The sequence below is a fragment of the Enterobacter sp. R-1.6.2 genome, assembly GCF_035064085.1.
Lineage (GTDB): Bacteria > Pseudomonadota > Gammaproteobacteria > Enterobacterales > Enterobacteriaceae > Enterobacter > Enterobacter asburiae_B.
In genome coordinates, this window is the sequence record NZ_JASEYI010000006.1 from 132,595 (window position 1) to 158,010 (window position 25,416).

The following is a 25,416-nucleotide window of genomic DNA, read 5'->3' on the forward strand; positions in this document are numbered from 1 at the left end:
GCCCTAACCCGCGCTCATCGCATCCCCCAGATGGAAAATCGGCAGGTACATTGCCACCACCAGCGTGCCGATGATGACCCCTGTCACAATCAGAAGCACTGGCTCGAGAAGTGCCGCCAGATTATCTGCCCGCTGAAAGGTCTGTTCCGTATGGTGCCGGGCGAGATTTTCCAGCATGATGTCCAGCGCACCTGACATTTCGCCGGTTCGTAAAAGCTGAATACACAGCGGGGTAAAGATTGTCGCTTTCTGAAAGGATGACCAGACGGGGAGACCTTTTTCAATGTCCTCGCGAACGCTGCGGAGTATTCCCCGCCAATAGCGACTTTCAACGGTCTCCTCTGCGCTCTCCAGGCCCTGTAAAAAGGGGATACCTGCCTGCTGCGTGAGTGACAGCACGGTAAAGATGTGTCCCAGCCTTTGGCCTTTTGCCAGCGCGCCCATCACGGGCGTATGGATCAGTATGCGCTGCCAGCGAGGGTTCTGCCTCAGAGCCCAGGCGGCGGCTAAGGGCATTAATAACGCGACGAACAACGCGAGGGCATAGGACTGGATAAATGCGGCCATCCCCATGACCATTTGTGTCAGCATCGGAAGCGGCGTGTTAAACGTTTTGTAGATCGCGGCAAACTCGGGCAAGACCAGGGTGACCATTGCCAGCACCACGAGTACGGCCAGCGTCAGGACGATCGCCGGGTAGCGCAGCGCCTTTCTCACTTTCGCACTGAGCTGCTGCTGCGCTTTTTGCTGCTGCGCGAGCTGACGACAGCACTCCTCCAGCTTTCCTGTGAGCTCACCGGTTTTCACCATCGAGACATGCAGTGGGCTAAAAACGGCTGGCCACTTTTTTAGCGACTCAGAAAAGGGGGATCCCTCACTGAGCTCATCGGCAATGCTTTGCAGCAGCGCCTGCCACGGTTTTAACGGATGCTGTTCTGCCAGCATCTGCAGGCTGTGGGACAACGTAAGCCCGGCCTGCAGAAGCGTTGCGAGCTGGCGAAACATCTCGTAGCAGTGATGCGGCCGCCAGCGGTACCGCTGAGCGCATCGGGTAAGCGCCAGAGGATGGAGATCGCTACGCATCAGCCTGGTGAAGGCGGCATTGCGGTCTGTGGCCCAGAGTGTTCCGCTTTGGGGTTCACCTTCTTTGGTGAGCGCTCTCCAGCGCCAGAGCTGATTAGCAGCCATCCGGCATTCCCAGCACGCGCACCAGCTCTTCGATCGTGGTCAGCCCTTTTTCGACGGCCATGCAGCCGTGCTCAAAAAGAGAAATCATTCCCGCCTGCCGGGCGCTCGCCTCTATCACTTCGATTCCCGCCCCGCTGGCAATGGCCTGGCGCAGGGCATTGTCGATCGCCAGTACTTCAAAAATGGCAACGCGGCCATAAAAACCGTGATAACAGCGATCGCAGCCGGTGGGCTGCCAGCGTGGAAGCGGTCTTGACCATACGGCGCGCGGTAATTCAGCATGCTCGCTGGCTTCCCGGCAACAGTGCGGGCACAAACGCCGGACCAGCCGCTGGGCAATCACCATCGACAGCGCGGAAGATATCATCCAGCGCGCGACGCCCATCTGCTCCAGGCGAATCAGGGTTTCCGTCGTCGAGTTGGTGTGCAGCGTTGACAGCACCAGATGACCGGTCTGGGCGGCATTAATGGCAATTTCTGCCGTTTCACCGTCACGGATTTCGCCGACCATAATGATGTCTGGATCCTGACGCAGCAGCGCTCTCAGCACGCTCTGGAATGTTAAACCCGCCCGGGGATTAATCTGCGTCTGGTTTAATCCCGCAAGGGGGATCTCAATGGGATCCTCCACGCTACAGATGTTGACGTCTGGGGTGTTACGCGCCTGCAGCGCGCTGTACAGCGTCACGGTTTTGCCGCTGCCGGTGGGGCCGGTGACCAGAATGAGCCCCTGCGGCTGGTGGAGAACCTCATTGAAACAGGCCAGTTGTTCTGCGCTCATGCCAAGCGCTTTCGGCTCAAGAGCCTGTTGAACCTGATGCAGGAGACGCAGCACAATTTTCTCACCACCGCTGCAGGGAAGCGTCGCGATCCGAAACGAGACCGGCTCGTTTGCCAGCTCAATCGTAAACTGACCGTCCTGAGGTAAACGACGTTCTGCAATATCCAGATTACCCAGCACCTTTAAACGTGCGCTGAACAGGCTTGCAAGCGAGGCGGAAAGCGGAGGCTGGGGGCAAAGAACCCCGTCGATGCGTAAACGAATCTGGCATGCATGCTCCATCGGTTCGATATGAATGTCGGAGGCGCGCTGGTTGATTGCCTGCTGCAGCGTGTGATTGAGGATATCCACCGTCGAGTGTGTTTGCGAAACGACGGGCAGATGCGATTGTGACGTTAGCTGCCGGTGTTTTTCCATGCGCTCAGCGCTCCAGCACTCAATATCAATCCGTTTCTGGGTCGCGAAGCGCAGCGCCTCCATGAGTTCAGCCGCGGGGCTGCCCACGACGGCGATGCTGACCATCTCACTGTCGCTGGTGAGCAGCAGAGCGTGATGGCGCTGACAAAGCGCCACGAGTTGATCGGTATTCATTATCCGCTCCTCAGTTATTGTCGAAGCGGAAAACGTCTTCGCAGGCCTGTTTCAGGGCGCTGTCAGCACTGATGTTGCAGTCGCGCGTCCAGCCCGTCATACCGTTGCCGTCGCTCCACCGTGGCGTCATGGTTACCGTCAGCCCGTTAAGACTCTCCTGTCCTGTTAAGGTCACGGTCCCTTTCGCCACGCTCATTCCTGAAACGTAGCGTGTCGTGGTGGGGGAAGGGATACCGTTACTGCCGGCGTCGCAGCTCTCCACGCCACCGTGATCCAGCGCGCAAAGCTCGATGGCCGTGCGGTAGGGAACGAAGGTTTGCAGCATATCGGTCAGCGCCGCCTTGCGCAGGTAGTTCTGATAGGCGGGAACGCCGATGGCGCTCAGAATCGCAATGATGCCAATGACCACCATCAGCTCAATGAGTGTGAAGCCTTGTTGTCTGTCCATATCTGCTCCTTATGCAAAGTGGCGCTACTTTGTCAGCGAGAAAGAGCAGAAACGAGAGGCAAAAAAGGGAACGGGAAGGAGGCTTCAGAGAATTTATTCAGTGTTGCAGGGAAGAACAGCGGATCTGCGAGCGGGGCTGAAATTCCCCTCTCCGGGTGGAGAGGGGAGAATGCGTTATTTGAAGCGCATTGAGAGGTCGAGGGCGCGAACGTGTTTAGTCAACGCGCCGACGGAGATGTAATCCACGCCGGTTTCGGCGAATTCACGGATCGTTTCGAAAGTGACGTTCCCGGATACTTCAAGCTGGGCCCGGCCGTTAGTCAGTTTTACCGCCTCGCGCATCTGCTCTGTTTCGAAGTTATCGAGCATGATGATATCGGCCCCGGCCTTGATCGCCTGCTCCAGCTCTTCCAGGCTTTCGACCTCTACCTCGACAGGCACATCCGGGTGCAGCCAGAAGGCTTTCTCCACCGCCTGACGCACGGAGCCAGAGGCAATAATGTGGTTCTCTTTAATCAGGAAGGCGTCGGATAAGCCCAGGCGATGGTTTGCGCCGCCGCCGCACAGCACCGCATACTTCAGCGCGGTGCGCAGGCCAGGCAGCGTTTTGCGGGTATCCAGCAGCTGGGTGCGGGTACCGGCCAGCAGGTCAACGTAGCGACGCACTTCGCTGGCCACGCCAGAGAGCGTTTGTACAAAATTGAGCGCGGTACGTTCGCCGGTCAGCAAGACGCGGGAAGGACCGTCCAGTTCAAACAGCGGCTGGTTTGCCGTAATTGCATCGCCGTCTTCAACGTGCCAGATAATCTGCACATCATCACCCGCCAGCTGGGTAAAGACCTCTTCAACCCAACGCTTGCCGCAAAAAACGCCGTCTTCACGGGTGATAATGACCGCGTGCGAGCGCGTCTCTTTTGGCAACAATTGTGCGGTAATATCCTTATCAGCGTTAACGTCACCGCCCAGATCTTCTTTCAAAGCATGGGAGACGCTTGCCGGAATATCCATATTAATACGTTCCAGAAGCGCTTCACGTCGGTGGTCGGGGTTGTAGCGGCGAGGCGGCATGATAAAACTCCAAATTGGTAACGAATCATAATATTGAAACATGCTACTCTGAACCGAGTCATTGCACCATACAGAAGGAGTTCCAGCATGTTGTTAGAAAACGGATGGCTGGTGGATGCGCGGCACGTGCCCTCGCCGCACCACGATTGCCGCCCGGAGGATGAAAAGCCCACACTGCTGGTGGTTCATAATATTAGTCTCCCGCCGGGTGAATTTGGCGGCCCGTGGATCGATGCGTTATTCACGGGAACGATTGATCCCGATGCTCATCCCTTCTTTGCTGAAATTGCACATCTGCGCGTATCGGCTCACTGCCTGATTCGTCGCGATGGTGAAGTGGTTCAGTATGTTCCCTTTGATAAGCGCGCCTGGCATGCCGGTGTGTCGATGTATCACGGGCGCGAACGGTGCAACGATTTTTCTATCGGGATCGAACTGGAAGGCACGGATACGACGCCCTACACCGATTCACAGTATCAACAGCTAGCGGCAGTGACCCGCACGCTTATCGGACTCTACCCGGCTATCGCCGACAATATCACGGGACACAGTGATATAGCCCCGGAGAGAAAAACCGATCCCGGCCCGGCCTTTGACTGGCCCCGGTTTCGCGCCATGCTCACCGCGTCGTCAGAATAAGGAGATACCATGACGTTGTTTACCATGCTGCTGGTTATCATCGCTGAACGCCTGTTCAAGCTCGGCGAGCACTGGCATCTGGATCACCGGCTGGAGGTATTATTCCGCCGTATCAAACATTTTTCCATGCTGCGCACGCTGCTGATGATGGCTGGGGTGATGGTCATTACGTTCCTGCTCCTGCGTTCGCTGTACGGACTCTTTTTCAACGTGCCGCTGCTGGTGGTGTGGATCCTGCTTGGGGTGCTGTGCATTGGCGCAGGCAAGGTGCGTTTACACTATCACGCATACCTGAAAGCCGCCTCCCGTGACGATGCCCATGCGCGCGGTGCCATGGCGAGCGAGCTGACGATGATCCACGGCGTGCCGCCGGACTGTGACGAGCGCGAATTCCTGCGCGAGCTGCAAAACGCGCTGCTGTGGATTAACTTCCGTTACTACCTTGCGCCGCTGTTCTGGTTTGTAGTGGGTGGTCCGCTGGGGCCGGTACTGCTGATGGGATATGCGTTCCTGCGCGCCTGGCAGACCTGGCTTGCCCGTTATCTGACGCCGCATGAACGCCTGCAGTCCGGTATTGACGCCATCCTGCACGTGATCGACTGGCTCCCGGTGCGTCTGGTCGGCGTGGTGTACGCGTTAATTGGTCACGGTGAAAAAGCGCTGCCCGCATGGTTCGCTTCTCTTGCCGATCGCCATACGTCGCAGTACCAGGTGCTAACGCGTCTGGCGCAGTTCTCGCTGGCGCGTGAGCCGCATACCGACAAGATTGAAACGCCGAAAGCCGCTGTCTCCATGGCGAAGAAAACGTCGTTTGTGGTGGTGGTGATCGTGGCGCTGCTGACTATCTACGGCACGCTGGTGTAGGCCAGCGCGCCGCAAAGGCTAAAGCGTATCCGCGGGCGGGATGCCGAAATCAGGCATCCCGTTTTCATTCCAGCGGACGCGCTTCAGGCGGGTATGGCGATTCGGATCGTACAGCGGATCGCCCTCAATTTCGGTGTAATTACGCGCGTGATACACCAGCACATCTTCCCCTTCGGGCGTTTGCGTAAAGCTGTTGTGTCCCGGGCCGAACTGGCGGTTCTCATAGCTGGTAACGAACACCTGACGCGGGGATTTGTGCCAGTTTGCCGGGTTTTGCGGATCGGCATTCAGGTCTATCCACAGTAACCCCATGCAGTAGTTCTCGTCGGTGGCGCTGGCTGAATAGCTGATAAACAGCTTATCGCCGTGAATCAGTACCGCCGGGCCTTCGTTGACCCAAAAACCGCGACACTCCCAGTCATACTCCGGCTTGCTGAGCATCACCGGCTCGCCTTTCAGCGTCCAGGGGTTCTCCATTTCACACAGATAAAGATTGGAGTTTCCGGTGATATCCGGCGCTTTTTGCGCCCACAGATACCAGCGTTTACCCTGATGAACAAAAGTGGTGGCGTCCAGCGCGAAGGTATCGAAAGGCGTTTTGATCTGCCCTTTTTCCACCCACGCGCTGGTGAGCGGATCGCCGTCCGCGCATTCAATGGCGAACATACGGTGCTGGAACATCCCGAGTGCGTCGAGCGCCTGGGTATGCGTCGCGGCAAAATAGATGTACCACTTCCCGTCGATGTGGTGCAGTTCCGGCGCCCAGATCAGCTGGCTCATCGGGCCGGTCTCGGGTTTGCGCCAGACCACCACTTCTTCGGCATTACGTAAGCCTTCCAGAGACTCTGCGCGGCGGATCGCCAGCCTGTCGTACTCCGGCACGGAGGCGATAAAATAGTACCGCCCCTCATGGCGTAAAATGTACGGATCGGCGCGTTGTTCAATAAACGGGTTTGGCCAGGTTTGCATTCGGCTTTCCTTATTTTGTCTCTGCGGCTTTGAGTTCCTGATAATCATTCAGCTCGCGGTAGTTATTGCGACGCTTTTCCAGATCGGACTGGATCTGCTTCATGGTTTCGCGGTCCACTTTCAGCAGGCGCACTACGCCAGCGGTAACTAAGTATCCAATGCCGGGAATGACGGTAAAGAGCAGCACGATCCCGTTAATGGCGTCCGCGCTTTGCGCTTTTGCGCCCGCGTCATAGCCGTACCAGGAGAGCAGGAAGCCGACCATCGCCCCGGCAATCGCCAGCCCCAGCTTCAGGAAGAAGATGTTGCCGGAGAAGCTGATCCCGGTGATGCGCTTACCGGTCTTCCACTCGCCGTAGTCGTCCACGTCGGCCATCAGCGACCAGTGCAGCGGAGACGGGATCTGGTGCAGGATGTTCAGCAGGAAGTAGAGCACCACGATGGTGGCGGTGGCTTTCGGGTCGAAGAAATAAAAGGCGGTTGAGAAAATCGCCAGAACGATATTGGTCCAGAAGAAGACCTTGAGCTTGCACCAGCGGTCGGTCAGCACTTTTGCCAGCACGCTGCCGAGCATCATGCCGACTACGCCCAGGCTGATAAACAGCGTGGCGAAGTGGGTGCTCTGGCCCATCACCCAGGTGACGTAATACATGGTGGCCGCCATGCGGATAAAGCCCGGGCAGACATTGCACAGGGTCAGGAGCAGAATGCGTACCCACTGGTCGTTCTTCCACACGTCTTTCAGATCGTTTTTCAGCTCGTCGTTGGTCTGTACCGCCGGGCGTACGCGCTCGCGCACGGTGGCGAAGCAGAACAGGAACATGCAGGTTCCAATCAGCGCCAGAACGGTCATCGCCATTTGATAGCCTTTGGCTTTGTTATCCCCGCCAAACCAGTCGGCCATCGGCAGCAGCGTTAATGAGAGCAGCAGCGTGGCGATGCCGACCAGCACGAAGCGATACGACTGGCAGGCCACGCGCTCCTTTGGATCGTTGGTGATCACCCCGCCCAGCGAGCAGTAGGGAATGTTGATGGCCGTATAGGTTAAAGAGAGCAGGAAGTAGGTGACAAACGCATAGATAACTTTGCTGTTATAGCTCCACTCCGGCGTGGTGAACATCAGAATGCTGAACAGCGCGTAGGGGAAAGCGATCCACAGCAGCCATGGACGAAACCGACCATATTTGCTGCGGGTACGGTCAGCAATCGCGCCCATGATCGGGTCCGTTACGGCGTCAATCACCCGTACGGAAAGCAGCAGCACGCCAACCAGCGCAGGGGCGAGGCCAAAAATATCCGTATAAAAATAGTTAACAAACAGCATGATGGCGCCGAAGATGATGTTGCATCCCGCGTCTCCCATCCCATAGCCGATCTTTTCTTTTACTGACAGTGTGTTGTTATCCATCGACAGCTCTCCGGTTTACGGTATGGAGAGAATTATTTGCTGGCAAAGGAATATATGCGTTGCAGTATCAGGGCGGTGATATGGATAAATGCGCTGTGGGCGCGAAAGTGTGAGGGAGGTAACAACGCGCGGCACCCGCAAAAACAGGCGCCGCGGAGAGAGGCTTAGTGTGCTTTCATGGCATTACGGCTTTTCTGGCTGAAGAGATAGCCTACGCCAAGGATCGCAATCCAGACCGGGATCAGGTAGACGGAAATCGCCATACCCGGGGTGATCAGCATGATCACCAGTACGGCCGCCATGAACACCAGGCACACCCAGTTGCCCAGCGGATAGAGCAGGGCAGGGAAGCGGGTGGTGACGCCCTGCTGCTGCTTGGCGCGGCGGAACTTCATGTGCGCCAGGCTGATCATCGCCCAGTTGATGACCAGGGCAGAGACCACCAGTGCCATCAGCAGGCCAAACGCCGATTCCGGAGCCATGTAGTTAATGAGCACGCACAGCGCGGTCACAACCGCCGAAACCAGAATTGTGTTTACCGGCACGCCGCGTTTATCGACGTTGAGCAGCGCTTTAGGCGCGTTGCCCTGCTGGGCCAGGCCGAACAGCATACGGCTGTTGCAGTATACGCAGCTGTTGTAAACGGAGAGCGCTGCTGTCAGAACAACCACGTTGAGTGCGTTTGCTACAAAGGTATCGCCCAGCTCGTGGAAGATCAGCACAAACGGGCTGGTGTCGGCGGTCACGCGCGTCCACGGCAGCAGGGAGAGCAGCACGGCCAGCGAGCCCACATAGAAGATCAGAATGCGGTAGATAACCTGATTAGTGGCTTTTGGAATGCTTTGCTCCGGGTTGTCGGCTTCAGCGGCGGTGATGCCCACCAGCTCCAGACCGCCGAACGAGAACATGATGATGGCCATCATCATCACGAGGCCCGTCATGCCGTGAGGCAGGAAGCCGCCCTGTTCCCAGAGGTTGCGCACGGTTGCCTGCGGGCCGCCGTTGCCGCTGAACAGCAGCCAGCCGCCGAAGATGATCATCGCCACAACGGCAATGACCTTGATGATAGCGAACCAGAACTCCATCTCACCGAACACTTTTACGTTGGTCAGGTTAATGGCGTTAATAATGACGAAGAAAGCCGCTGCGGAGGCCCAGGTTGGGATCTCGGGATACCAGAACTGAATGTATTTCCCGACGGCGGTAAGCTCGGCCATGGCAACCAGAACGTACAGCACCCAGTAGTTCCAGCCCGAGGCGAAACCGGCAAAGCTGCCCCAGTATTTATAGGCAAAGTGGCTGAAGGAGCCTGCGACTGGCTCTTCAACGACCATTTCACCCAGCTGGCGCATAATCAGAAAGGCAATAAAGCCGGCAATCGCGTAACCCAAAATAATGCCGGGACCGGCTGACTGGATAACGGATGCGCTGCCCAGAAACAGGCCGGTACCAATCGCACCGCCCAGTGCGATCAGCTGTATATGGCGGTTTTTAAGCCCGCGCTTTAGCTGATCGCCGTGCTGTTGAGCTTCCATTTGAAACCTCGTGTGTGGTTGTTATGTTCACGCTGTGCGTGTGTAATTATGAAAATCCATATTCTGTATTTATTTCTTTACGGTTAACGAGACCGAAAAAAGCGGACATGACTTCCGTAAGCGCAAGAATAGTGGTAAGCGCCTGCGAATGCACCTGCTTTATGAAGGGGTGATGACGACTTGAATAAAAAGAAAGCATTTGTAAATCGGCCCGCTCATTCTTCCTAACCCAACCTATAGAATAGAAATGCTCCGTAAGTGGGCGAATTTTCATTATTTGCCTTGTTGAATCGCTTCAGATTGCAAAAACCCTCGTTTCATTATGGTTAAAACTCCCTCTTTGGGAGTAATCAACTCATTTGTGCAAAGTTACATTTCTGAAACGTTATTTCTGTAAGGTTGTTAAAATGTGCAGGGTTTACTGATTTCAATCAAAACCAATATGGACAGAAGGTGAATACTTTGTTACTTTAGCGATACGAAATAGAAATTGGTAAGACCAATTGACTCCGGGCAAAAAGGCGTAAGACAGGGAATATGGCCTACAGTAAAATTCGCCAACCAAAACTATCTGATGTGATTGAGCAGCAGCTGGAGTTTTTAATCCTCGAAGGGACTCTGCGCCCGGGTGAGAAACTTCCGCCAGAACGCGAGCTGGCAAAACAGTTCGACGTTTCACGTCCCTCTCTGCGTGAGGCGATTCAACGTCTCGAAGCAAAGGGCTTGCTGCTTCGTCGCCAGGGCGGCGGAACCTTTGTGCAAAACAGCCTGTGGCAGAGCTTCAGCGATCCGCTGGTAGAACTTCTCTCTGACCACCCAGAATCCCAGTTTGACCTGCTTGAGACCCGTCACGCGCTTGAAGGTATTGCGGCCTATTACGCCGCCCTTCGCAGCACTGATGAAGATCGCGTGCGTATCCGCGAACTGCATCAGGCCATTGAACGGGCACAGCAGTCCGGCGATCTAGACGCCGAGTCCAGCGCCGTCGTCCAGTATCAAATCGCCGTCACCGAAGCGGCCCACAACGTGGTGCTCCTCCATCTGCTACGCTGCATGGAGCCGATGCTGGCCCAGAACGTTCGTCAGAATTTTGAATTGTTGTATGCCCGTCGGGACATGCTCCCACTGGTAAGCAACCATCGCACCCGAGTATTCGAGGCGATAATGGCCGGGGAACCGGAGCAGGCGCGCGAAGCGTCGCACCGACATCTGGCTTTCATTGAGGAAATCTTGCTGGACCGCAGCCGTGAACAATCGCGTCGCGAACGTTCATTACGCCGCATACAGCAACGAAAGGATTAAGCGCCAGGTACTTTTAGAGCGCGGCAACTAAACGCAGAACCTGTCTTATTGTGCTTTTGGTTGTTCAAATAGTTCGGGTTATATCGCGGCGGCAAGCGCGCGAATCCCCGGGAGCATAGCGAACTATGTGACCGGGGTGAGAAAGCGCAGCCAACAAAGAGATAACCCGAAATATTAAGAACAAAGAGCACAATGGGACAGGTTCCAGACAAATCAACGTATTAGATAGATAAGGAATACCCCCATGTCAGAACGTCTCCAAAATGACGTGGATCCGATCGAAACTCGCGACTGGCTACAGGCGATCGAATCGGTCATCCGTGAAGAAGGTGTTGAGCGCGCTCAGTATCTGATTGATCAGCTGCTTTCTGAAGCCCGCAAAGGCGGTGTGAAGGTTGCTTCAGGTGCAGGGGCTAGCAACTACGTAAACACGATTGCCGTCGAAGACGAACCGGAATACCCGGGCAATCTGGATCTGGAACGTCGTATCCGTTCTGCAATCCGCTGGAACGCCATCATGACCGTTCTGCGCGCATCCAAGAAAGACCTGGAACTGGGTGGCCACATGGCGTCCTTCCAGTCTTCTGCAACCGTTTACGAAGTGTGCTTCAACCACTTCTTCCGTGCAGCGAACGAGAAAGACGGCGGCGATCTGGTGTACTTCCAGGGCCACATCTCTCCGGGCATCTATGCACGTGCATTCCTGGAAGGTCGTCTGACTGAAGAGCAGATGAACAACTTCCGTCAGGAAGTACACGGTAAAGGTCTGTCTTCTTACCCGCACCCTAAACTGATGCCTGAATTCTGGCAGTTCCCGACCGTATCTATGGGTCTGGGCCCAATCGGTGCGATCTATCAGGCTAAATTCCTGAAATACCTGGAACACCGTGGTCTGAAAGACACCTCTGAGCAGACCGTTTACGCCTTCCTGGGCGACGGCGAAATGGATGAGCCAGAATCCAAAGGTGCGATCACCATCGCAACCCGTGAGAAGCTGGACAACCTGTGCTTCATCATCAACTGTAACCTGCAGCGTCTGGATGGTCCGGTAACCGGTAACGGCAAGATCATCAACGAACTGGAAGGCATCTTCGCTGGTGCTGGCTGGAACGTGATCAAAGTCATGTGGGGCGGTCGTTGGGATGAGCTGCTGCGTAAAGACACCAGCGGTAAGCTGATCCAGCTGATGAACGAAACCGTTGACGGTGACTACCAGACCTTCAAATCCAAAGACGGTGCCTACGTTCGTGAGCACTTCTTCGGCAAATACCCTGAAACCGCAGCACTGGTTGCTGACTGGACTGATGAGCAGATCTGGGCTCTGAACCGCGGTGGTCACGATCCGAAGAAAGTCTACGCTGCACTGAAAAAAGCGCGTGAAACCAAAGGTAAAGCGACTGTAATCCTGGCCCATACCATTAAAGGTTACGGCATGGGTGATACCGCAGAAGGTAAAAACATCGCTCACCAGGTTAAGAAAATGAACATGGACGGCGTGCGTTATATCCGCGACCGTTTCAACGTTCCAGTGACCGATGAGCAGGTAGAAAACCTGTCTTACATCACCTTCCCGGAAGGTTCTGAAGAGCACAAGTACCTGCACGAACGTCGTCAGGCGCTGAAAGGCTACCTGCCAGCTCGTCAGCCTAACTTCACCGAGAAGCTGGAACTGCCAGCGCTGGAAGACTTCTCTCAGCTGCTGGAAGAGCAGAACAAAGAGATCTCCACCACTATCGCTTTCGTTCGTGCCCTGAACGTGATGCTGAAGAACAAGTCGATCAAAGATCGTCTGGTTCCAATCATCGCTGACGAAGCGCGTACTTTCGGTATGGAAGGTCTGTTCCGTCAGATCGGTATCTACAGCCCGAACGGCCAGCAGTACACCCCGCAGGACCGTGAGCAGGTTGCATACTACAAAGAAGACGAGAAAGGTCAGATCCTGCAGGAAGGTATCAACGAGCTGGGCGCAGGCGCATCCTGGCTGGCTGCTGCGACCTCTTACAGCACCAACAACCTGCCGATGATCCCGTTCTACATCTACTACTCCATGTTCGGGTTCCAGCGTATCGGTGACCTGTGCTGGCAGGCAGGCGACCAGCAGGCTCGCGGCTTCCTGGTAGGCGGTACCTCCGGTCGTACGACTCTGAACGGTGAAGGTCTGCAGCACGAAGATGGCCACAGCCACATTCAGTCTCTGACGATCCCTAACTGTATCTCTTACGATCCGTCTTACGCGTACGAAGTGGCAGTCATCATGCATGACGGTCTGCAGCGCATGTACGGTGAAGCGCAAGAGAACATTTACTACTACATCACCACCCTGAACGAAAACTACCACATGCCGGCAATGCCAGCAGGTGCCGAGGAAGGTATCCGTAAAGGTATCTACAAACTCGAAACCATCGAAGGTAGCAAAGGTAAAGTTCAGCTGCTGGGCTCCGGCTCTATCCTGCGTCACGTACGTGAAGCAGCGCAGATCCTGGCGAAAGACTACGGCGTGGGTTCCGACGTGTACTCTGTGACCTCCTTCACTGAACTGGCGCGTGATGGCCAGGATTGTGAGCGCTGGAACATGCTGCACCCACTGGAAACTCCACGCGTTCCGTACATCGCTCAGGTGATGAACGATGCGCCAGCGGTGGCGTCTACTGACTATATGAAACTGTTCGCTGAGCAGGTTCGTACTTACGTTCCAGCTGATGATTATCGCGTTCTGGGTACTGACGGCTTCGGTCGTTCTGACAGCCGCGAAAACCTGCGTCACCACTTCGAAGTTGATGCTTCTTACGTGGTTGTAGCAGCACTGGGCGAACTGGCTAAACGTGGCGAAATCGATAAGAAAGTGGTTGCGGACGCAATCACCAAATTCAACATCGATGCAGAAAAAGTTAACCCGCGTCTGGCGTAAGAGGTAAAAGAATAATGGCTATCGAAATCAATGTACCGGACATCGGGGCTGATGAAGTTGAAATCACCGAGATCCTGGTCAAAGTAGGCGACAAAGTTGAAGCTGAACAGTCGCTGATCACCGTAGAAGGCGACAAAGCCTCTATGGAAGTCCCGTCTCCTCAGGCTGGCATCGTTAAAGAGATCAAAGTCTCTGTTGGCGATAAAACCGAGACCGGCAAACTGATCATGATTTTCGATTCCGCCGACGGTGCAGCAGCTGCTGCACCTGCGCAGGAAGAGAAGAAAGCCGCTCCGGCCGCCGCTGCTCCAGCAGCTGCCGCGAGCGCGAAAGAAGTGAACGTGCCTGACATCGGCGGTGACGAAGTTGAAGTCACTGAAATCCTGGTGAAAGTGGGCGACACCGTTGCGGCCGAGCAGTCACTGATCACCGTAGAAGGCGACAAAGCCTCTATGGAAGTGCCGGCTCCGTTCGCGGGTACCGTTAAAGAGATCAAGATCAACACCGGCGACAAAGTGTCTACCGGCTCCCTGATCATGGTCTTCGAAGTGGCGGGTGCTGCACCTGCTGCAGCGCCTGCGCAGGCCGCTGCTCCGGCTCCGGCTGCTGCACCAGCAGCTGCTGGCGGCGCGAAAGACGTTAACGTACCGGACATCGGCGGTGACGAAGTTGAAGTGACCGAAGTGATGGTGAAAGTGGGCGACAAAGTTGCCGCTGAACAGTCACTGATCACCGTTGAAGGCGACAAAGCTTCTATGGAAGTGCCAGCGCCGTTCGCGGGTACCGTTAAAGAGATTAAGATCAGCACCGGCGACAAAGTGTCTACCGGCTCTCTGATCATGGTCTTCGAAGTGGAAGGCGCTGCGCCTGCCGCAGCTCCGGCTGCCGCGGCTGCTCCAGCACCGGCTGCTGCACCGGCTCAGGCTGCTAAACCAGCCGCTGCCCCTGCTGCTAAAGTAGAAAAATCTGAGTTCGCTGAAAACGACGCTTACGTCCACGCTACCCCACTGATTCGTCGCCTGGCGCGCGAATTCGGTGTGAACCTGGCGAAAGTGAAAGGAACCGGCCGTAAGGGTCGTATCCTGCGCGAAGACGTTCAGACCTACGTGAAAGACGCGGTGAAACGCGCCGAAGCTGCACCAGCTGCAGCCGCCGGTGGCGGTATCCCGGGCATGCTGCCATGGCCGAAAGTGGACTTCAGCAAGTTCGGCGAAATCGAAGAAGTGGAGCTGGGCCGCATCCAGAAAATCTCTGGTGCTAACCTGAGCCGTAACTGGGTGATGATCCCGCACGTTACGCACTTCGACAAAACCGATATCACCGATCTGGAAGCGTTCCGTAAACAGCAGAACGCTGAAGCTGAGAAGCGCAAACTGGACGTGAAATTCACCCCAGTGGTCTTCATCATGAAAGCCGTTGCCGCTGCCCTTGAGCAGATGCCACGCTTCAACAGCTCCCTGTCCGAAGACGGCCAGAAGCTGACGCTGAAGAAATACATCAATATCGGTGTTGCTGTTGATACGCCAAATGGTCTGGTTGTTCCGGTCTTCAAAGACGTGAACAAGAAGAGCATCACTGAGCTGTCCCGTGAACTGACCGTGATCTCCAAGAAAGCGCGTGATGGTAAGCTGACTGCCGGCGAAATGCAGGGCGGCTGCTTCACTATCTCCAGCATCGGCGGCCTGGGTACCACCCACTTCGCGCCGATCGTTAACGCGCCGGAAGTGGCTATCCTCGGTGTGTCCAAGTCCGCGATGGAGCCGGTGTGGAATGGCAAAGAGTTCGTGCCGCGTCTGATGATGCCAATCTCTCTTTCCTTCGACCACCGCGTGATCGACGGTGCTGATGGTGCGCGCTTCATCACCATCATCAACAACATGCTGAGCGACATTCGCCGCCTGGTGATGTAATCGAAAAGCCGGCCAGTCGGCCGGCTTTTTTCTGATAATCTCATGGTGTTTGTGAGGTTATTGGCGAAAGCGACAATTCGTGAGCCGTTTGTTGTTTCAAAATTGTTAACAATTTTGTAAACTGCGGGCGGATAGAACGACCCGGTGGACGACGGGTATAAATTAAGAGGTCATGATGAGCACAGAAATCAAAACTCAGGTCGTAGTACTTGGGGCAGGCCCGGCAGGTTACTCCGCAGCATTCCGTGCAGCGGATTTAGGTCTGGAAACCGTCATCGTAGAACGTTACAGCACCCTCGGCGGTGTTTGTCTGAACGTCGGCTGTATCCCTTCTAAAGCGCTGCTGCACGTAGCGAAAGTTATCGAAGAAGCCAAAGCGCTGGCTGAACACGGTATCGTCTTCGGCGAGCCGAAAACCGATATCGACAAAATTCGTACCTGGAAAGAGAAAGTTATCACTCAGCTGACCGGCGGTCTGGCGGGTATGGCCAAAGGCCGTAAAGTGAAAGTGGTAAACGGTCTGGGTAAATTCACCGGTGCGAACACCCTGGAAGTGGAAGGCGAAAACGGCAAAACCGTGATCAACTTCGACAACGCGATCATCGCGGCAGGCTCTCGCCCAATCGAACTGCCATTCATTCCGCATGAAGATCCACGCGTGTGGGATTCCACCGATGCGCTGGAGCTGAAAACCGTTCCTAAGCGTCTGCTGGTCATGGGCGGCGGTATCATCGGTCTGGAAATGGGTACCGTGTACCATGCGCTGGGTTCAGAGATCGACGTGGTTGAAATGTTCGACCAGGTTATCCCGGCTGCCGACAAAGACATCGTTAAAGTCTTCACCAAACGCATCAGCAAGAAATTCAACCTGATGCTGGAAACCAAAGTGACTGCCGTTGAAGCGAAAGAAGACGGTATTTACGTTTCCATGGAAGGCAAAAAAGCCCCATCCGAACCACAGCGTTACGACGCCGTGCTGGTGGCTATCGGCCGTGTGCCGAACGGTAAAAACCTCGACGCGGGCAAAGCTGGCGTGGAAGTGGACGACCGTGGCTTTATCCGCGTTGACAAGCAGCTGCGCACTAACGTGCCGCACATCTTTGCTATCGGCGATATCGTCGGTCAGCCAATGCTGGCGCACAAAGGTGTCCACGAAGGTCACGTTGCCGCTGAAGTTATCGCCGGCATGAAGCACTACTTCGATCCGAAAGTCATTCCATCTATCGCGTACACCGAGCCAGAAGTGGCATGGGTCGGTCTGACTGAGAAAGAAGCGAAAGAGAAAGGCATCAGCTACGAAACCGCCACCTTCCCGTGGGCTGCTTCTGGCCGTGCTATCGCGTCCGACTGCGCTGACGGTATGACCAAACTGATCTTCGACAAAGAGACTCACCGCGTCATCGGTGGTGCGATTGTCGGTACCAACGGCGGCGAGCTGCTGGGTGAAATCGGTCTGGCTATCGAAATGGGCTGTGACGCTGAAGACATCGCGCTGACCATCCACGCTCACCCGACTCTGCACGAGTCCGTGGGCCTGGCGGCAGAAGTGTTTGAAGGCAGCATCACTGACCTGCCAAACGCGAAAGCGAAGAAGAAATAAGTTTCTTCAGATGAAAAAAAGCGGCCAATGGCCGCTTTTTTTATGCGCTGCGTTCAGGGGGCCACAGGCTGCCAGGTTTTATCAGGGCTATAGGCGGCTAGCGCCCGGGCTTTCTGCTCTGAATCGCTGCCGAGATCGGACTGGTACACCTTGTCGTCCTGGTTTATCACAAAGCTCATGACGCCCGTCTGACCGTAGCTGACCGGCCAGGCCACCATCGCGAAACCGTGATTATCCGGCAGGATGCGGAAGCGATAGCCGTGATAGCCGGTACCCGGCTCTTTCGGGCTAAATGCCGGGCCGAGCGGGCTGGGCGCTTCGCCGGGCGAGGCTGGCCAGTACAAACCGTCTTTTTTGCCTTTCGAGCTGACAATCTTCTGCGCGTATTTCTGGTTCATCGCAAAATAGCTTTGCTGCGCATCAACATAGGCATGTAAGGCTTCAATGGCGGCGAGCTCGTTACGCCCGATTTCGCGGGTCAGGATCTCTTCTGCCCCTTCTTTGATGTCGAACTGCCAGCCTGCCGAGGTTTTGATCACCGGGATGGGAAGCTGCCAGCCGCTGTCTCCGACAACCAGGTGTGCCGTATCTCCTTCGACAACCGTGGTATGACGGACGTTCCAGTCGCGCAGGAAGCGATCGACAGCATCCGGATCAACGCCCTCAGGCGGCAGAAAATCGCGCCAGTTCTCTCCAAGCAGGTTGGTCATCGCGCTCTCGTTTTGCTCACGGATGGCTTTGGTCAGCGCATCGGTTGCCTGAGCGGGTGTGCTAAAAGACTGCTGCGCCATCACCGAGGCCGAAAGCATAAATAACACCATTCCGCTGAGTAGTTTACGTTTCATGTCGGTTCCCTTAGCGATGTCGAATTTCACGGCGTTCAGCACGTCCACCAGACGCCTGACGTGGCTGCTGCTGGCGCGCAGCGAGCTGTCTGCTTTGCGCACCGCGCTGCTGCTGCGCCTGCCAGTTCGCCGAGCGGCTGTCGTTACCGCTCAGCGCATTGGCCCGGGGCTGGCTGCTTCGCTGCTGGAGAGAGCGTTGCTGCGCGGGCTGCGAAGCCCGCTTCTCTTGTCTCTGCGCGTTGGTCTGGCGATTTTCTCGCTGCTGCGCGGTGCTCCGCTTCGCCGTCTGCGGTTTAGTGTCGTAGCCGCGGTAGTTATTGCGCTGTGAAATCTGCTTCAGCTGTTCACCTGAGGCCTGACGCTGCACGTCTTTCGTTCCGGAGCGCGCCGTTTGGGGGAAGGTTTTACCCGTGGATTTCTCCATCTGGCTTAGCGCGGCCTGACGCTGGCTATCGCGGTTAACCGGTTTTTGCTGCGTTGAGCTGAGCCCTGTCGCCGCGTTGGTGGAGTGGAAGCGAGTGTTGAGCTGGTTAGTCGGATAGGGCACGCCTTCCCGATAGGCCGGGTTGTGCTGCCAGGTGCGGTTGGTGTCCGTCAGGCGCTGTCCGCTGATTTTATTGAAGTTCTCAACGTTGATATTGATATTGTTATCGCCGTTGCGGTTATAGCCGCCGTGATTATCCCAGTCGCCATGGTGATGATCCCAGTCATCGTCATCATCCCAGTCGATGTTGCTGAAGATGGCATAGGTTGTGGCGACGCCCAGGCTGAAGCCTAAACCGTTTACGAAGCTGTTGCCAAACTGCTCCCCGGGCGTAGGCGGGAGATAGGTGGGCGGATAAGCGGCGTTTGGCCAGGTCCCATAAACCGTATTGGGGTTATAGGTCGGGACGTAAACAACCTGCGGATCGGCAGATTCAATTTTGATTACCGTTGGGGCGGGCGCGGACGTCGTGGCGGTCGTCGCCTCGGCGGTGCTGGTTTTCGCTGGCGCCGGTTTAGTCACGGTGGTGACCGTCTGCTGGGGCGTGGATTGTAAAGCGCCGGTCTTCTGCGCCAGCGCGCGCAGGCGCTGTACGGAATCCATCACGTCCTTCGGCTGCGCGAGAAACGCATCACCCAGATTTTGTACCCACGGCGGGTTTTCACCCATCAGGGACATAAGCTGAGGAAACGCGACCAGCGATTTTACGCTGGGATCCCAGGGCTGGCTGGCAACGGCCTGAATCGCGGCATCCCCTTCCATTTTAGGGTTGTCTTTGGACCACTGCGCCGCCTGGATCACGTTGGCCGGATAGGTCGACGCCATTAAAATTTGCGACAGCAGGGCATCCGGGTAGAGCGCGATGGGAGCAACCCATTGATCGATTTGCGCGGCAGTGTAGGCTGGCGCGACAACAGGTGCAGGCTGGGCTGCGGCAGGCGCTGGTGCAGCCGGTTGTTGTGCGACGGGAGTCGGCGCAGCGGGCTCCGTGGCGCGGCCTTTGACAAACATGACGCCCGAGGCGGCAAACAGCCCGGCACTGCACAGAAGGACGAGCAGATGTGGCTTAAAGGGCAACTTCATAAAATGACTCCAACGAGACAAACGCTGTGCCGTGAGGCGTTACGGTTGGCGTGAGTATTATTCACCCGTCTTTTACTGTTTTGACTTTTATTGGGAAGCGTCCGGGACGTCCGGATAAAGAGTGTGAGTATTTATTACACAATTATATCTGATGAAGAAAAAACTGAAGCGTCACGGTGCAGAAGATACCGCAAAAAGATGCCCTGAATCCCCGCTACACCATGCTTAACGATTCAGCAAATTTTTTAATGTTGCTTTTTTGTAAACGGATTAACACTGTGCAGAAATCCTGCTATGCTGCCCGACGCGGTATCGGGCATTTACCCTACAAACTGCTGTCTCACAGGAGCGTGAAGAGAACGCCCGCCGCATATGACAATGAGAGCGAGGAGAACCGTCGTGCTAGAAGAATACCGTAAGCACGTAGCAGAACGTGCCGCCGAGGGAATTGTACCCAAACCTTTAGATGCAACCCAAATGGCCGCGCTCGTCGAGCTGCTGAAGAACCCGCCTAAGGGCGAAGAAGAATTCCTGTTAGATCTGCTGATCAACCGCGTACCGCCTGGCGTAGATGAAGCTGCCTACGTAAAAGCCGGATTCCTTGCTGCTATCGCCAAAGGCGAAGCCACCTCCCCACTGGTTACTCCTGAAAAAGCCATTGAACTGCTCGGCACCATGCAGGGTGGTTACAACATTCATCCGCTGATTGACGCGCTGGATAACGACAAGCTGGCACCGATTGCCGCTAAAGCGCTCTCGTCCACGCTGCTGATGTTCGATAACTTCTACGACGTAGAAGAAAAAGCCAAAGCAGGCAACGTCTATGCGAAGCAGGTGATGCAGTCCTGGGCTGATGCCGAATGGTTCCTGAACCGCCCAGCGCTGGCTGAAAAAATCACCGTTACCGTCTTTAAAGTGACCGGTGAAACCAACACCGATGACCTCTCTCCGGCACCGGACGCGTGGTCTCGCCCGGATATCCCTCTGCACGCCCTGGCGATGCTGAAAAACGCCCGTGAAGGTATTGAGCCGGATCAGCCGGGCAGCGTCGGCCCGATCAAACAGATCGAAGCCCTGCAGAAAAAAGGGTTCCCGCTGGCCTATGTGGGTGACGTTGTGGGTACCGGTTCTTCCCGTAAGTCCGCAACCAACTCCGTGCTGTGGTTCATGGGCGACGACATTCCGCACGTGCCGAACAAGCGCGGCGGCGGCCTGTGCCTCGGCGGCAAAATTGCGCCAATCTTCTTCAACACCATGGAAGATGCGGGCGCACTGCCGATCGAAGTGGACGTTTCTAACCTGAACATGGGCGACGTGATTGACGTTTACCCGTACAAAGGCGAAGTACGCAACCACGAGACCAACGAGCTGCTGGCAAGCTTCGAGCTGAAAACCGACGTGCTGATCGACGAAGTGCGCGCCGGTGGCCGTATCCCGCTGATCATCGGCCGTGGCCTGACCACCAAAGCGCGCGAAGCGCTGGGGCTGCCGCACTCAGACGTGTTCCGTCAGGCGAAAGACGTTGCTGAAAGCAACCGCGGTTATTCTCTGGCACAGAAAATGGTGGGGCGCGCGTGCGGCGTAGCCGGTATTCGTCCTGGCGCGTACTGCGAGCCTAAGATGACCTCCGTGGGCTCTCAGGACACCACTGGCCCAATGACCCGTGACGAACTGAAAGACCTGGCGTGCCTGGGCTTCTCTTCTGATCTGGTGATGCAGTCCTTCTGCCACACGGCGGCCTATCCGAAGCCGGTTGACGTGACCACGCACCACACGCTGCCAGACTTCATCATGAACCGCGGCGGCGTTTCCCTGCGTCCGGGTGACGGCGTAATCCACTCCTGGCTGAACCGCATGCTGCTGCCGGATACCGTCGGTACCGGCGGTGACTCCCATACCCGTTTCCCAATCGGTATCTCCTTCCCGGCGGGCTCCGGTCTGGTGGCGTTTGCTGCTGCGACCGGCGTGATGCCGCTGGATATGCCGGAATCGGTGCTGGTGCGCTTCAAAGGTAAAATGCAGCCGGGTATCACCCTGCGCGACCTGGTTCACGCGATCCCGCTGTATGCGATTAAACAGGGCCTGCTGACCGTTGAGAAGAAAGGGAAGAAAAACATCTTCTCTGGCCGCATTCTGGAAATTGAAGGTCTGCCGGATCTGAAAGTGGAGCAGGCGTTCGAGCTGACCGATGCTTCCGCCGAGCGCTCTGCGGCTGGCTGTACCATCAAGCTGAACAAAGAGCCGATTATTGAGTATCTGACCTCCAACATCGTGCTGCTGAAGTGGATGATTGCAGAAGGCTACGGCGACCGTCGTACGCTGGAGCGTCGTATCCAGGGCATGGAAAAATGGCTGGCCGATCCGCAGCTGCTGGAAGCCGATGCTGACGCAGAGTACGCGGCGGTGATCGACATCGATCTGGCGGATATCAAAGAGCCAATCCTGTGTGCACCGAACGATCCTGACGACGCGCGTCCGCTGTCTGAGGTTCAGGGCGAGAAGATCGACGAAGTGTTCATCGGATCCTGTATGACCAACATCGGTCACTTCCGTGCTGCCGGTAAGCTGCTGGATACCCACAAAGGCCAGCTGCCAACCCGTCTGTGGGTGGCGCCGCCAACCCGTATGGACGCGGCACAGCTGACCGAAGAGGGCTACTACAGCGTGTTTGGTAAGAGCGGTGCGCGTATCGAAATCCCTGGCTGTTCCCTGTGTATGGGCAACCAGGCGCGCGTAGCCGACGGTGCGACGGTGGTTTCCACCTCTACCCGTAACTTCCCGAACCGTTTAGGTACCGGTGCGAACGTCTTCCTGGCCTCTGCGGAGCTGGCGGCGGTTGCGGCGCTGATTGGCAAACTGCCAACGCCGGAAGAGTACCAGACCTTTGTGGCTCAGGTGGATAAGACCGCGGTGGATACCTATCGCTATCTGAACTTCGACCAGCTTTCTCAGTACACCGAGAAGGCCGACGGGGTTATCTTCCAGACGGCGGTATAAACAGCAAAACCGTCTCCATGAGACGGTTTTTAGTGTTTGCACCCTCTCCCGTGGGAGAGGGACGGGGTGAGGGCATCAGGCCGCAGGGTCTTGCTCTCACCTTTTTATTTTCATTCCTCCCACCTCTCCCGCTTTTTTTCTTCCTCGCTGCTGCGATAATTACCGTAATGGCTTTGCAGAGGAAAACACTATGGATTACGAATTTCTGCGCGACATCACCGGAGTGGTGAAAGTGCGTATGTCGATGGGCCACGAAGCCGTTGGACACTGGTTTAACGAAGAGGTGAAAGAAAATCTCGCACTTCTTGATGAGGTTGAACAGGCGGCAAATACGGTGAAAGGCAGTGAACGATCCTGGCAGCGCGCCGGGCATGAATATACGCTGTGGATGGACGGTGAAGAGGTCATGGTGCGTGCCAACCAGCTCGAGTTTTCAGGTGACGAGATGGAAGATGGGATGAGCTACTATGACGAAGAAAGCCTGTCGATGTGCGGCGTAGAGGATTTCCTTCAGGTGGTAAATGCCTACCGCGACTTTATGAAACAGAAATAACAGCCCGGAGCATCCCTGCTCCGGCTTGCTTTTACACGGCCGGAATATTGCGGCCGTAGTAAATCTCGCGCATCTCTTTCCAGAGCAGGTCAGTAATCGCCTTACGCTCTTCTTCGCTCAAATCTTCCGGCTTCGTGTGGAACATATAGTGCTTAAGGTCGAATTCCTTAAGTAACATCTTGGTATGGAAGATATTTTCCTGATACACGTTCACGTCCATCATGTCGTACAGCGATTTCATGTCCTCGGACATAAAGTTCTGGATGGAGTTAATCTCGTGGTCGATGAAATGCTTCATGCCGTTGATATCGCGGGTAAAACCACGCACGCGATAATCAATGGTGACGATGTCCGATTCCAGCTGGTGGATTAAATAGTTCAGCGCGTTCAGCGGGGAAATCACGCCGCAGGTCGACACTTCAATATCGGCGCGGAACGTGCACAGCCCGCCTTCCGGGTGACTCTCCGGGTAGGTGTGCACGCAGATATGGCTTTTATCCAGGTGGGCCACGACCACTTCCGGCAGCGGGCCCGGATGTTCAGTTTTGTCGATAAGCTTCGGGTCGACCGGCTCTTCGCTGACCAGAATAGTCACGCTGGCGCCCTGAGGTTCATAATCCTGTCGGGCGATGTTCAGGATGTTTGCGCCGATAATGGAACAGGTTTCTGACAGGATCTCGGTCAGACGGTTGGCGTTGTAGAGTTCGTCGATATAGGCGATGTAACCATCGCGTTCTTCCGCTGTTTTGGCATAGCAGATATCGTAAATACAAAAACTCAGGCTTTTCGTCAGGTTGTTAAAGCCATGCAGTTTAAGCTTTTTCAATTAGCTCACCCCCTTAGTGGATAATGCGTCTTGCAGGTACTGCGGCAGAGCAAACGCTGCGGTATGGATAGCCGGATTGTAGTATTGGCACTGAAGACCGGCCTGATGGAAGCGGGCCTGAATAATTTCGGTGGAGAGATGGCGTAATACGTCGTTATCCGTCGCCCAGGCAAAGGTCATGATCCCGCCGTAGTACGTCGGAATGGCCGCCTGATAGAAGCTGACGTCATCGAAATAGGTGCTGAGCTTACGATGGCTGTCGAGCGCTTCATCCTGCTGCAGGAAGCAGACGCCATTTTGTGCGACGAAGATCCCGCCCGGGTTCAGGCAGCGCTTGCAGCCTTCGTAGAAGGAGGAGGTAAACAGCGACGCGCCGGGGCCGATTGGGTCGGTGCAGTCGGAGATAATGACGTCAAAGGTCTGCGAGGTCTGGTTAACAAAGTTAACGCCGTCGTCAATAACCAGGCTAAAGCGCGGATCGTCATAGCTACCGGCATTGTGGTTGGGCAGATACTGGCGGCAGAAAGAGACGACGCCCGCGTCGATTTCCACCATGGTGATGGTTTCAATGGAACGATGACGGGACACTTCACGCAGCATTGCGCCGTCGCCGCCGCCGATAATCAGGACATGCTTCGCGTGTCCGTGCGCCAGCAGCGGAACGTGGGTCATCATTTCGTGATAGATAAACTCGTCGCGCTCGGTCGTTTGCACGACGCCGTCCAGCGCCATCACGCGGCCAAAGGCGGCGTTTTCGAAGATGATGAGATCCTGGTGATCGGTTTTCTCATGATAGAGCACGTTATCAACGGCAAAGTACTGACCAAACTGGTCATGCAGTGTTTCATGCCACAACGTGTGGTCGGCCATACGCGGACTCCTCCTTTGTTAACATCCGTTACGCTCACAAAAAATGAGCGAAACATGATAGCTAACTATAACCGTGGTTGCACGGCTATAGGTTCAACAGGGGGGCGTCGGGAAGGTTATTTGACGTAGGCGAGCAGGCTGAGTGAGTCGCGAGCCAGCGCTTTGCATTTTTTGGCAGTGGGAATACCAATACCGCTCAAGTCACGGTAGCTGTCTTCGCCGAGCGCCTTCATGTCGAAGCTGTCGTAGTTGCTGAGATCCCACTGGTTTTGCTGGGCAAAAAAGACCAGCGCGCGGCGAATCTGCCCGTTGGGTAAATTCTGGTAGCCACAATCATTTTTCAGGAATACAAAAACCGCCGTTAAATCGGCCATATCTTCCGCTTCATTTTCACTTAGCGCATAGCTGTTCGCACACATTGCCATCAGGCTTCCGAACAAAATTGTCCTGAAAAACGTCTTCATTGCTTCTACCACTTCTTCACGGAAAATTAACGTTAGCATACTTGATGCCGGTGCGACGATCTTTATTATTGCCGCTTTACTTG

21 protein-coding genes are annotated in these 25,416 nt (G+C 55.7%); 8 read left to right on the forward strand and 13 right to left on the reverse strand.

The features are described from left to right. Window positions 1-3: 3 nt before the first annotated feature. The 4 genes from hofC to nadC all read right to left on the reverse strand — a co-directional run bounded on the left by hofC (window position 4) and on the right by nadC (window position 4,076). Window positions 4-1,188, reverse strand: coding sequence for a protein transport protein HofC (hofC, locus tag QMN93_RS08945; protein WP_193138845.1), 1,185 nt, complete (start codon window positions 1,186-1,188; stop codon window positions 4-6). After that, window positions 1,178-2,560 carry a type II secretion system protein GspE gene (gene gspE / locus QMN93_RS08950; RefSeq protein WP_182383047.1) on the reverse strand — a complete coding sequence of 461 codons (1,383 nt, stop codon included), beginning with the start codon at window positions 2,558-2,560 and terminating at the stop codon, window positions 1,178-1,180. Before gspE ends, hofC begins: the two co-directional genes overlap by 11 nt. A gap of 10 nt (window positions 2,561-2,570) precedes the next feature. After that, window positions 2,571-3,008: a prepilin peptidase-dependent pilin gene (ppdD, locus tag QMN93_RS08955; protein ID WP_058840541.1), complete on the reverse strand. Its 438-nt coding sequence runs from the start codon at window positions 3,006-3,008 to the stop codon at window positions 2,571-2,573. Between the two features lie 174 nt (window positions 3,009-3,182). Continuing rightward, window positions 3,183-4,076: a carboxylating nicotinate-nucleotide diphosphorylase gene (nadC, locus tag QMN93_RS08960; protein WP_033144643.1), complete on the reverse strand. Its 894-nt coding sequence runs from the start codon at window positions 4,074-4,076 to the stop codon at window positions 3,183-3,185. 87 nt (window positions 4,077-4,163) lie between these two features. On the opposite strand from nadC, the gene ampD reads away from it, so the two are divergent. Beyond that, window positions 4,164-4,715, forward strand: coding sequence for a 1,6-anhydro-N-acetylmuramyl-L-alanine amidase AmpD (gene ampD / locus QMN93_RS08965; RefSeq protein ID WP_024907473.1), 552 nt, complete (start codon window positions 4,164-4,166; stop codon window positions 4,713-4,715). A 9-nt stretch (window positions 4,716-4,724) separates the two neighbouring features. Further along, window positions 4,725-5,579, forward strand: coding sequence for a beta-lactamase regulator AmpE (gene ampE / locus QMN93_RS08970; protein WP_033144645.1), 855 nt, complete (start codon window positions 4,725-4,727; stop codon window positions 5,577-5,579). Between the two features lie 18 nt (window positions 5,580-5,597). Here ampE and QMN93_RS08975 read toward each other — a convergent pair whose 3' ends face one another. From QMN93_RS08975 to QMN93_RS08990, 4 genes are all read right to left on the reverse strand, one after another. Beyond that, window positions 5,598-6,548: a family 43 glycosylhydrolase gene (locus QMN93_RS08975; RefSeq protein WP_193138846.1), complete on the reverse strand. Its 951-nt coding sequence runs from the start codon at window positions 6,546-6,548 to the stop codon at window positions 5,598-5,600. A 10-nt stretch (window positions 6,549-6,558) separates the two neighbouring features. Next, window positions 6,559-7,956, reverse strand: a complete 1,398-nt coding sequence (locus QMN93_RS08980) for a glycoside-pentoside-hexuronide (GPH):cation symporter (RefSeq protein ID WP_033144647.1) — start codon at window positions 7,954-7,956, stop codon at window positions 6,559-6,561. A gap of 164 nt (window positions 7,957-8,120) precedes the next feature. Beyond that, the gene (aroP, locus tag QMN93_RS08985) at window positions 8,121-9,491 is read right to left on the reverse strand and encodes an aromatic amino acid transporter AroP (RefSeq protein ID WP_029739677.1); all 1,371 of its coding nucleotides are present in this window, start codon (window positions 9,489-9,491) and stop codon (window positions 8,121-8,123) included. A gap of 46 nt (window positions 9,492-9,537) precedes the next feature. Then, window positions 9,538-9,765, reverse strand: a complete 228-nt coding sequence (locus QMN93_RS08990; protein ID WP_080934400.1) for a hypothetical protein — start codon at window positions 9,763-9,765, stop codon at window positions 9,538-9,540. Window positions 9,766-10,028: 263 nt separating this feature from the next. Here QMN93_RS08990 and pdhR point away from each other — a divergent pair, with 263 nt between their 5' ends. The 4 genes from pdhR to lpdA all read left to right on the forward strand — a co-directional run bounded on the left by pdhR (window position 10,029) and on the right by lpdA (window position 17,211). Continuing rightward, on the forward strand, window positions 10,029-10,793 hold the full coding sequence (gene pdhR, locus QMN93_RS08995; RefSeq protein ID WP_008501960.1) for a pyruvate dehydrogenase complex transcriptional repressor PdhR: 765 nt from the start codon (window positions 10,029-10,031) through the stop codon (window positions 10,791-10,793). 244 nt (window positions 10,794-11,037) lie between these two features. After that, the gene (gene aceE / locus QMN93_RS09000; RefSeq protein WP_023310418.1) at window positions 11,038-13,701 is read left to right on the forward strand and encodes a pyruvate dehydrogenase (acetyl-transferring), homodimeric type; all 2,664 of its coding nucleotides are present in this window, start codon (window positions 11,038-11,040) and stop codon (window positions 13,699-13,701) included. A 14-nt stretch (window positions 13,702-13,715) separates the two neighbouring features. Next, window positions 13,716-15,611, forward strand: a complete 1,896-nt coding sequence (gene aceF, locus QMN93_RS09005) for a pyruvate dehydrogenase complex dihydrolipoyllysine-residue acetyltransferase (RefSeq protein WP_193138847.1) — start codon at window positions 13,716-13,718, stop codon at window positions 15,609-15,611. A gap of 175 nt (window positions 15,612-15,786) precedes the next feature. Next, window positions 15,787-17,211, forward strand: coding sequence for a dihydrolipoyl dehydrogenase (gene lpdA / locus QMN93_RS09010; RefSeq protein WP_003856313.1), 1,425 nt, complete (start codon window positions 15,787-15,789; stop codon window positions 17,209-17,211). A gap of 53 nt (window positions 17,212-17,264) precedes the next feature. Here the strand turns inward: lpdA and QMN93_RS09015 are convergent, their stop codons facing one another. Both QMN93_RS09015 and QMN93_RS09020 read right to left on the reverse strand, forming a co-directional pair. Then, complete coding sequence (locus QMN93_RS09015) at window positions 17,265-18,056, reverse strand: DUF2950 family protein (protein ID WP_064673268.1); 792 nt, start codon at window positions 18,054-18,056, stop codon at window positions 17,265-17,267. 10 nt (window positions 18,057-18,066) lie between these two features. Beyond that, entirely contained in the window at window positions 18,067-19,623 is a 1,557-nt protein-coding gene (locus QMN93_RS09020; RefSeq protein WP_064673245.1) for a DUF3300 domain-containing protein, read from the reverse strand. A 399-nt stretch (window positions 19,624-20,022) separates the two neighbouring features. On the opposite strand from QMN93_RS09020, the gene acnB reads away from it, so the two are divergent. Both acnB and yacL read left to right on the forward strand, forming a co-directional pair. After that, window positions 20,023-22,620, forward strand: coding sequence for a bifunctional aconitate hydratase 2/2-methylisocitrate dehydratase (gene acnB, locus QMN93_RS09025; protein WP_033144650.1), 2,598 nt, complete (start codon window positions 20,023-20,025; stop codon window positions 22,618-22,620). Between the two features lie 190 nt (window positions 22,621-22,810). Next, entirely contained in the window at window positions 22,811-23,173 is a 363-nt protein-coding gene (gene yacL, locus QMN93_RS09030; protein ID WP_193138848.1) for a protein YacL, read from the forward strand. Window positions 23,174-23,204: 31 nt separating this feature from the next. Here the strand turns inward: yacL and speD are convergent, their stop codons facing one another. The 3 genes from speD to QMN93_RS09045 all read right to left on the reverse strand — a co-directional run bounded on the left by speD (window position 23,205) and on the right by QMN93_RS09045 (window position 25,333). Continuing rightward, a complete protein-coding gene (gene speD, locus QMN93_RS09035; RefSeq protein WP_032649781.1) occupies window positions 23,205-23,999 on the reverse strand; it encodes an adenosylmethionine decarboxylase in 795 nt (264 codons plus the stop codon). Next, on the reverse strand, window positions 24,000-24,869 hold the full coding sequence (gene speE / locus QMN93_RS09040) for a polyamine aminopropyltransferase (protein WP_193138849.1): 870 nt from the start codon (window positions 24,867-24,869) through the stop codon (window positions 24,000-24,002). It lies immediately after the preceding gene. Between the two features lie 116 nt (window positions 24,870-24,985). Further along, on the reverse strand, window positions 24,986-25,333 hold the full coding sequence (locus tag QMN93_RS09045) for a YacC family pilotin-like protein (RefSeq protein WP_014882582.1): 348 nt from the start codon (window positions 25,331-25,333) through the stop codon (window positions 24,986-24,988). Window positions 25,334-25,416 lie beyond the last annotated feature (83 nt).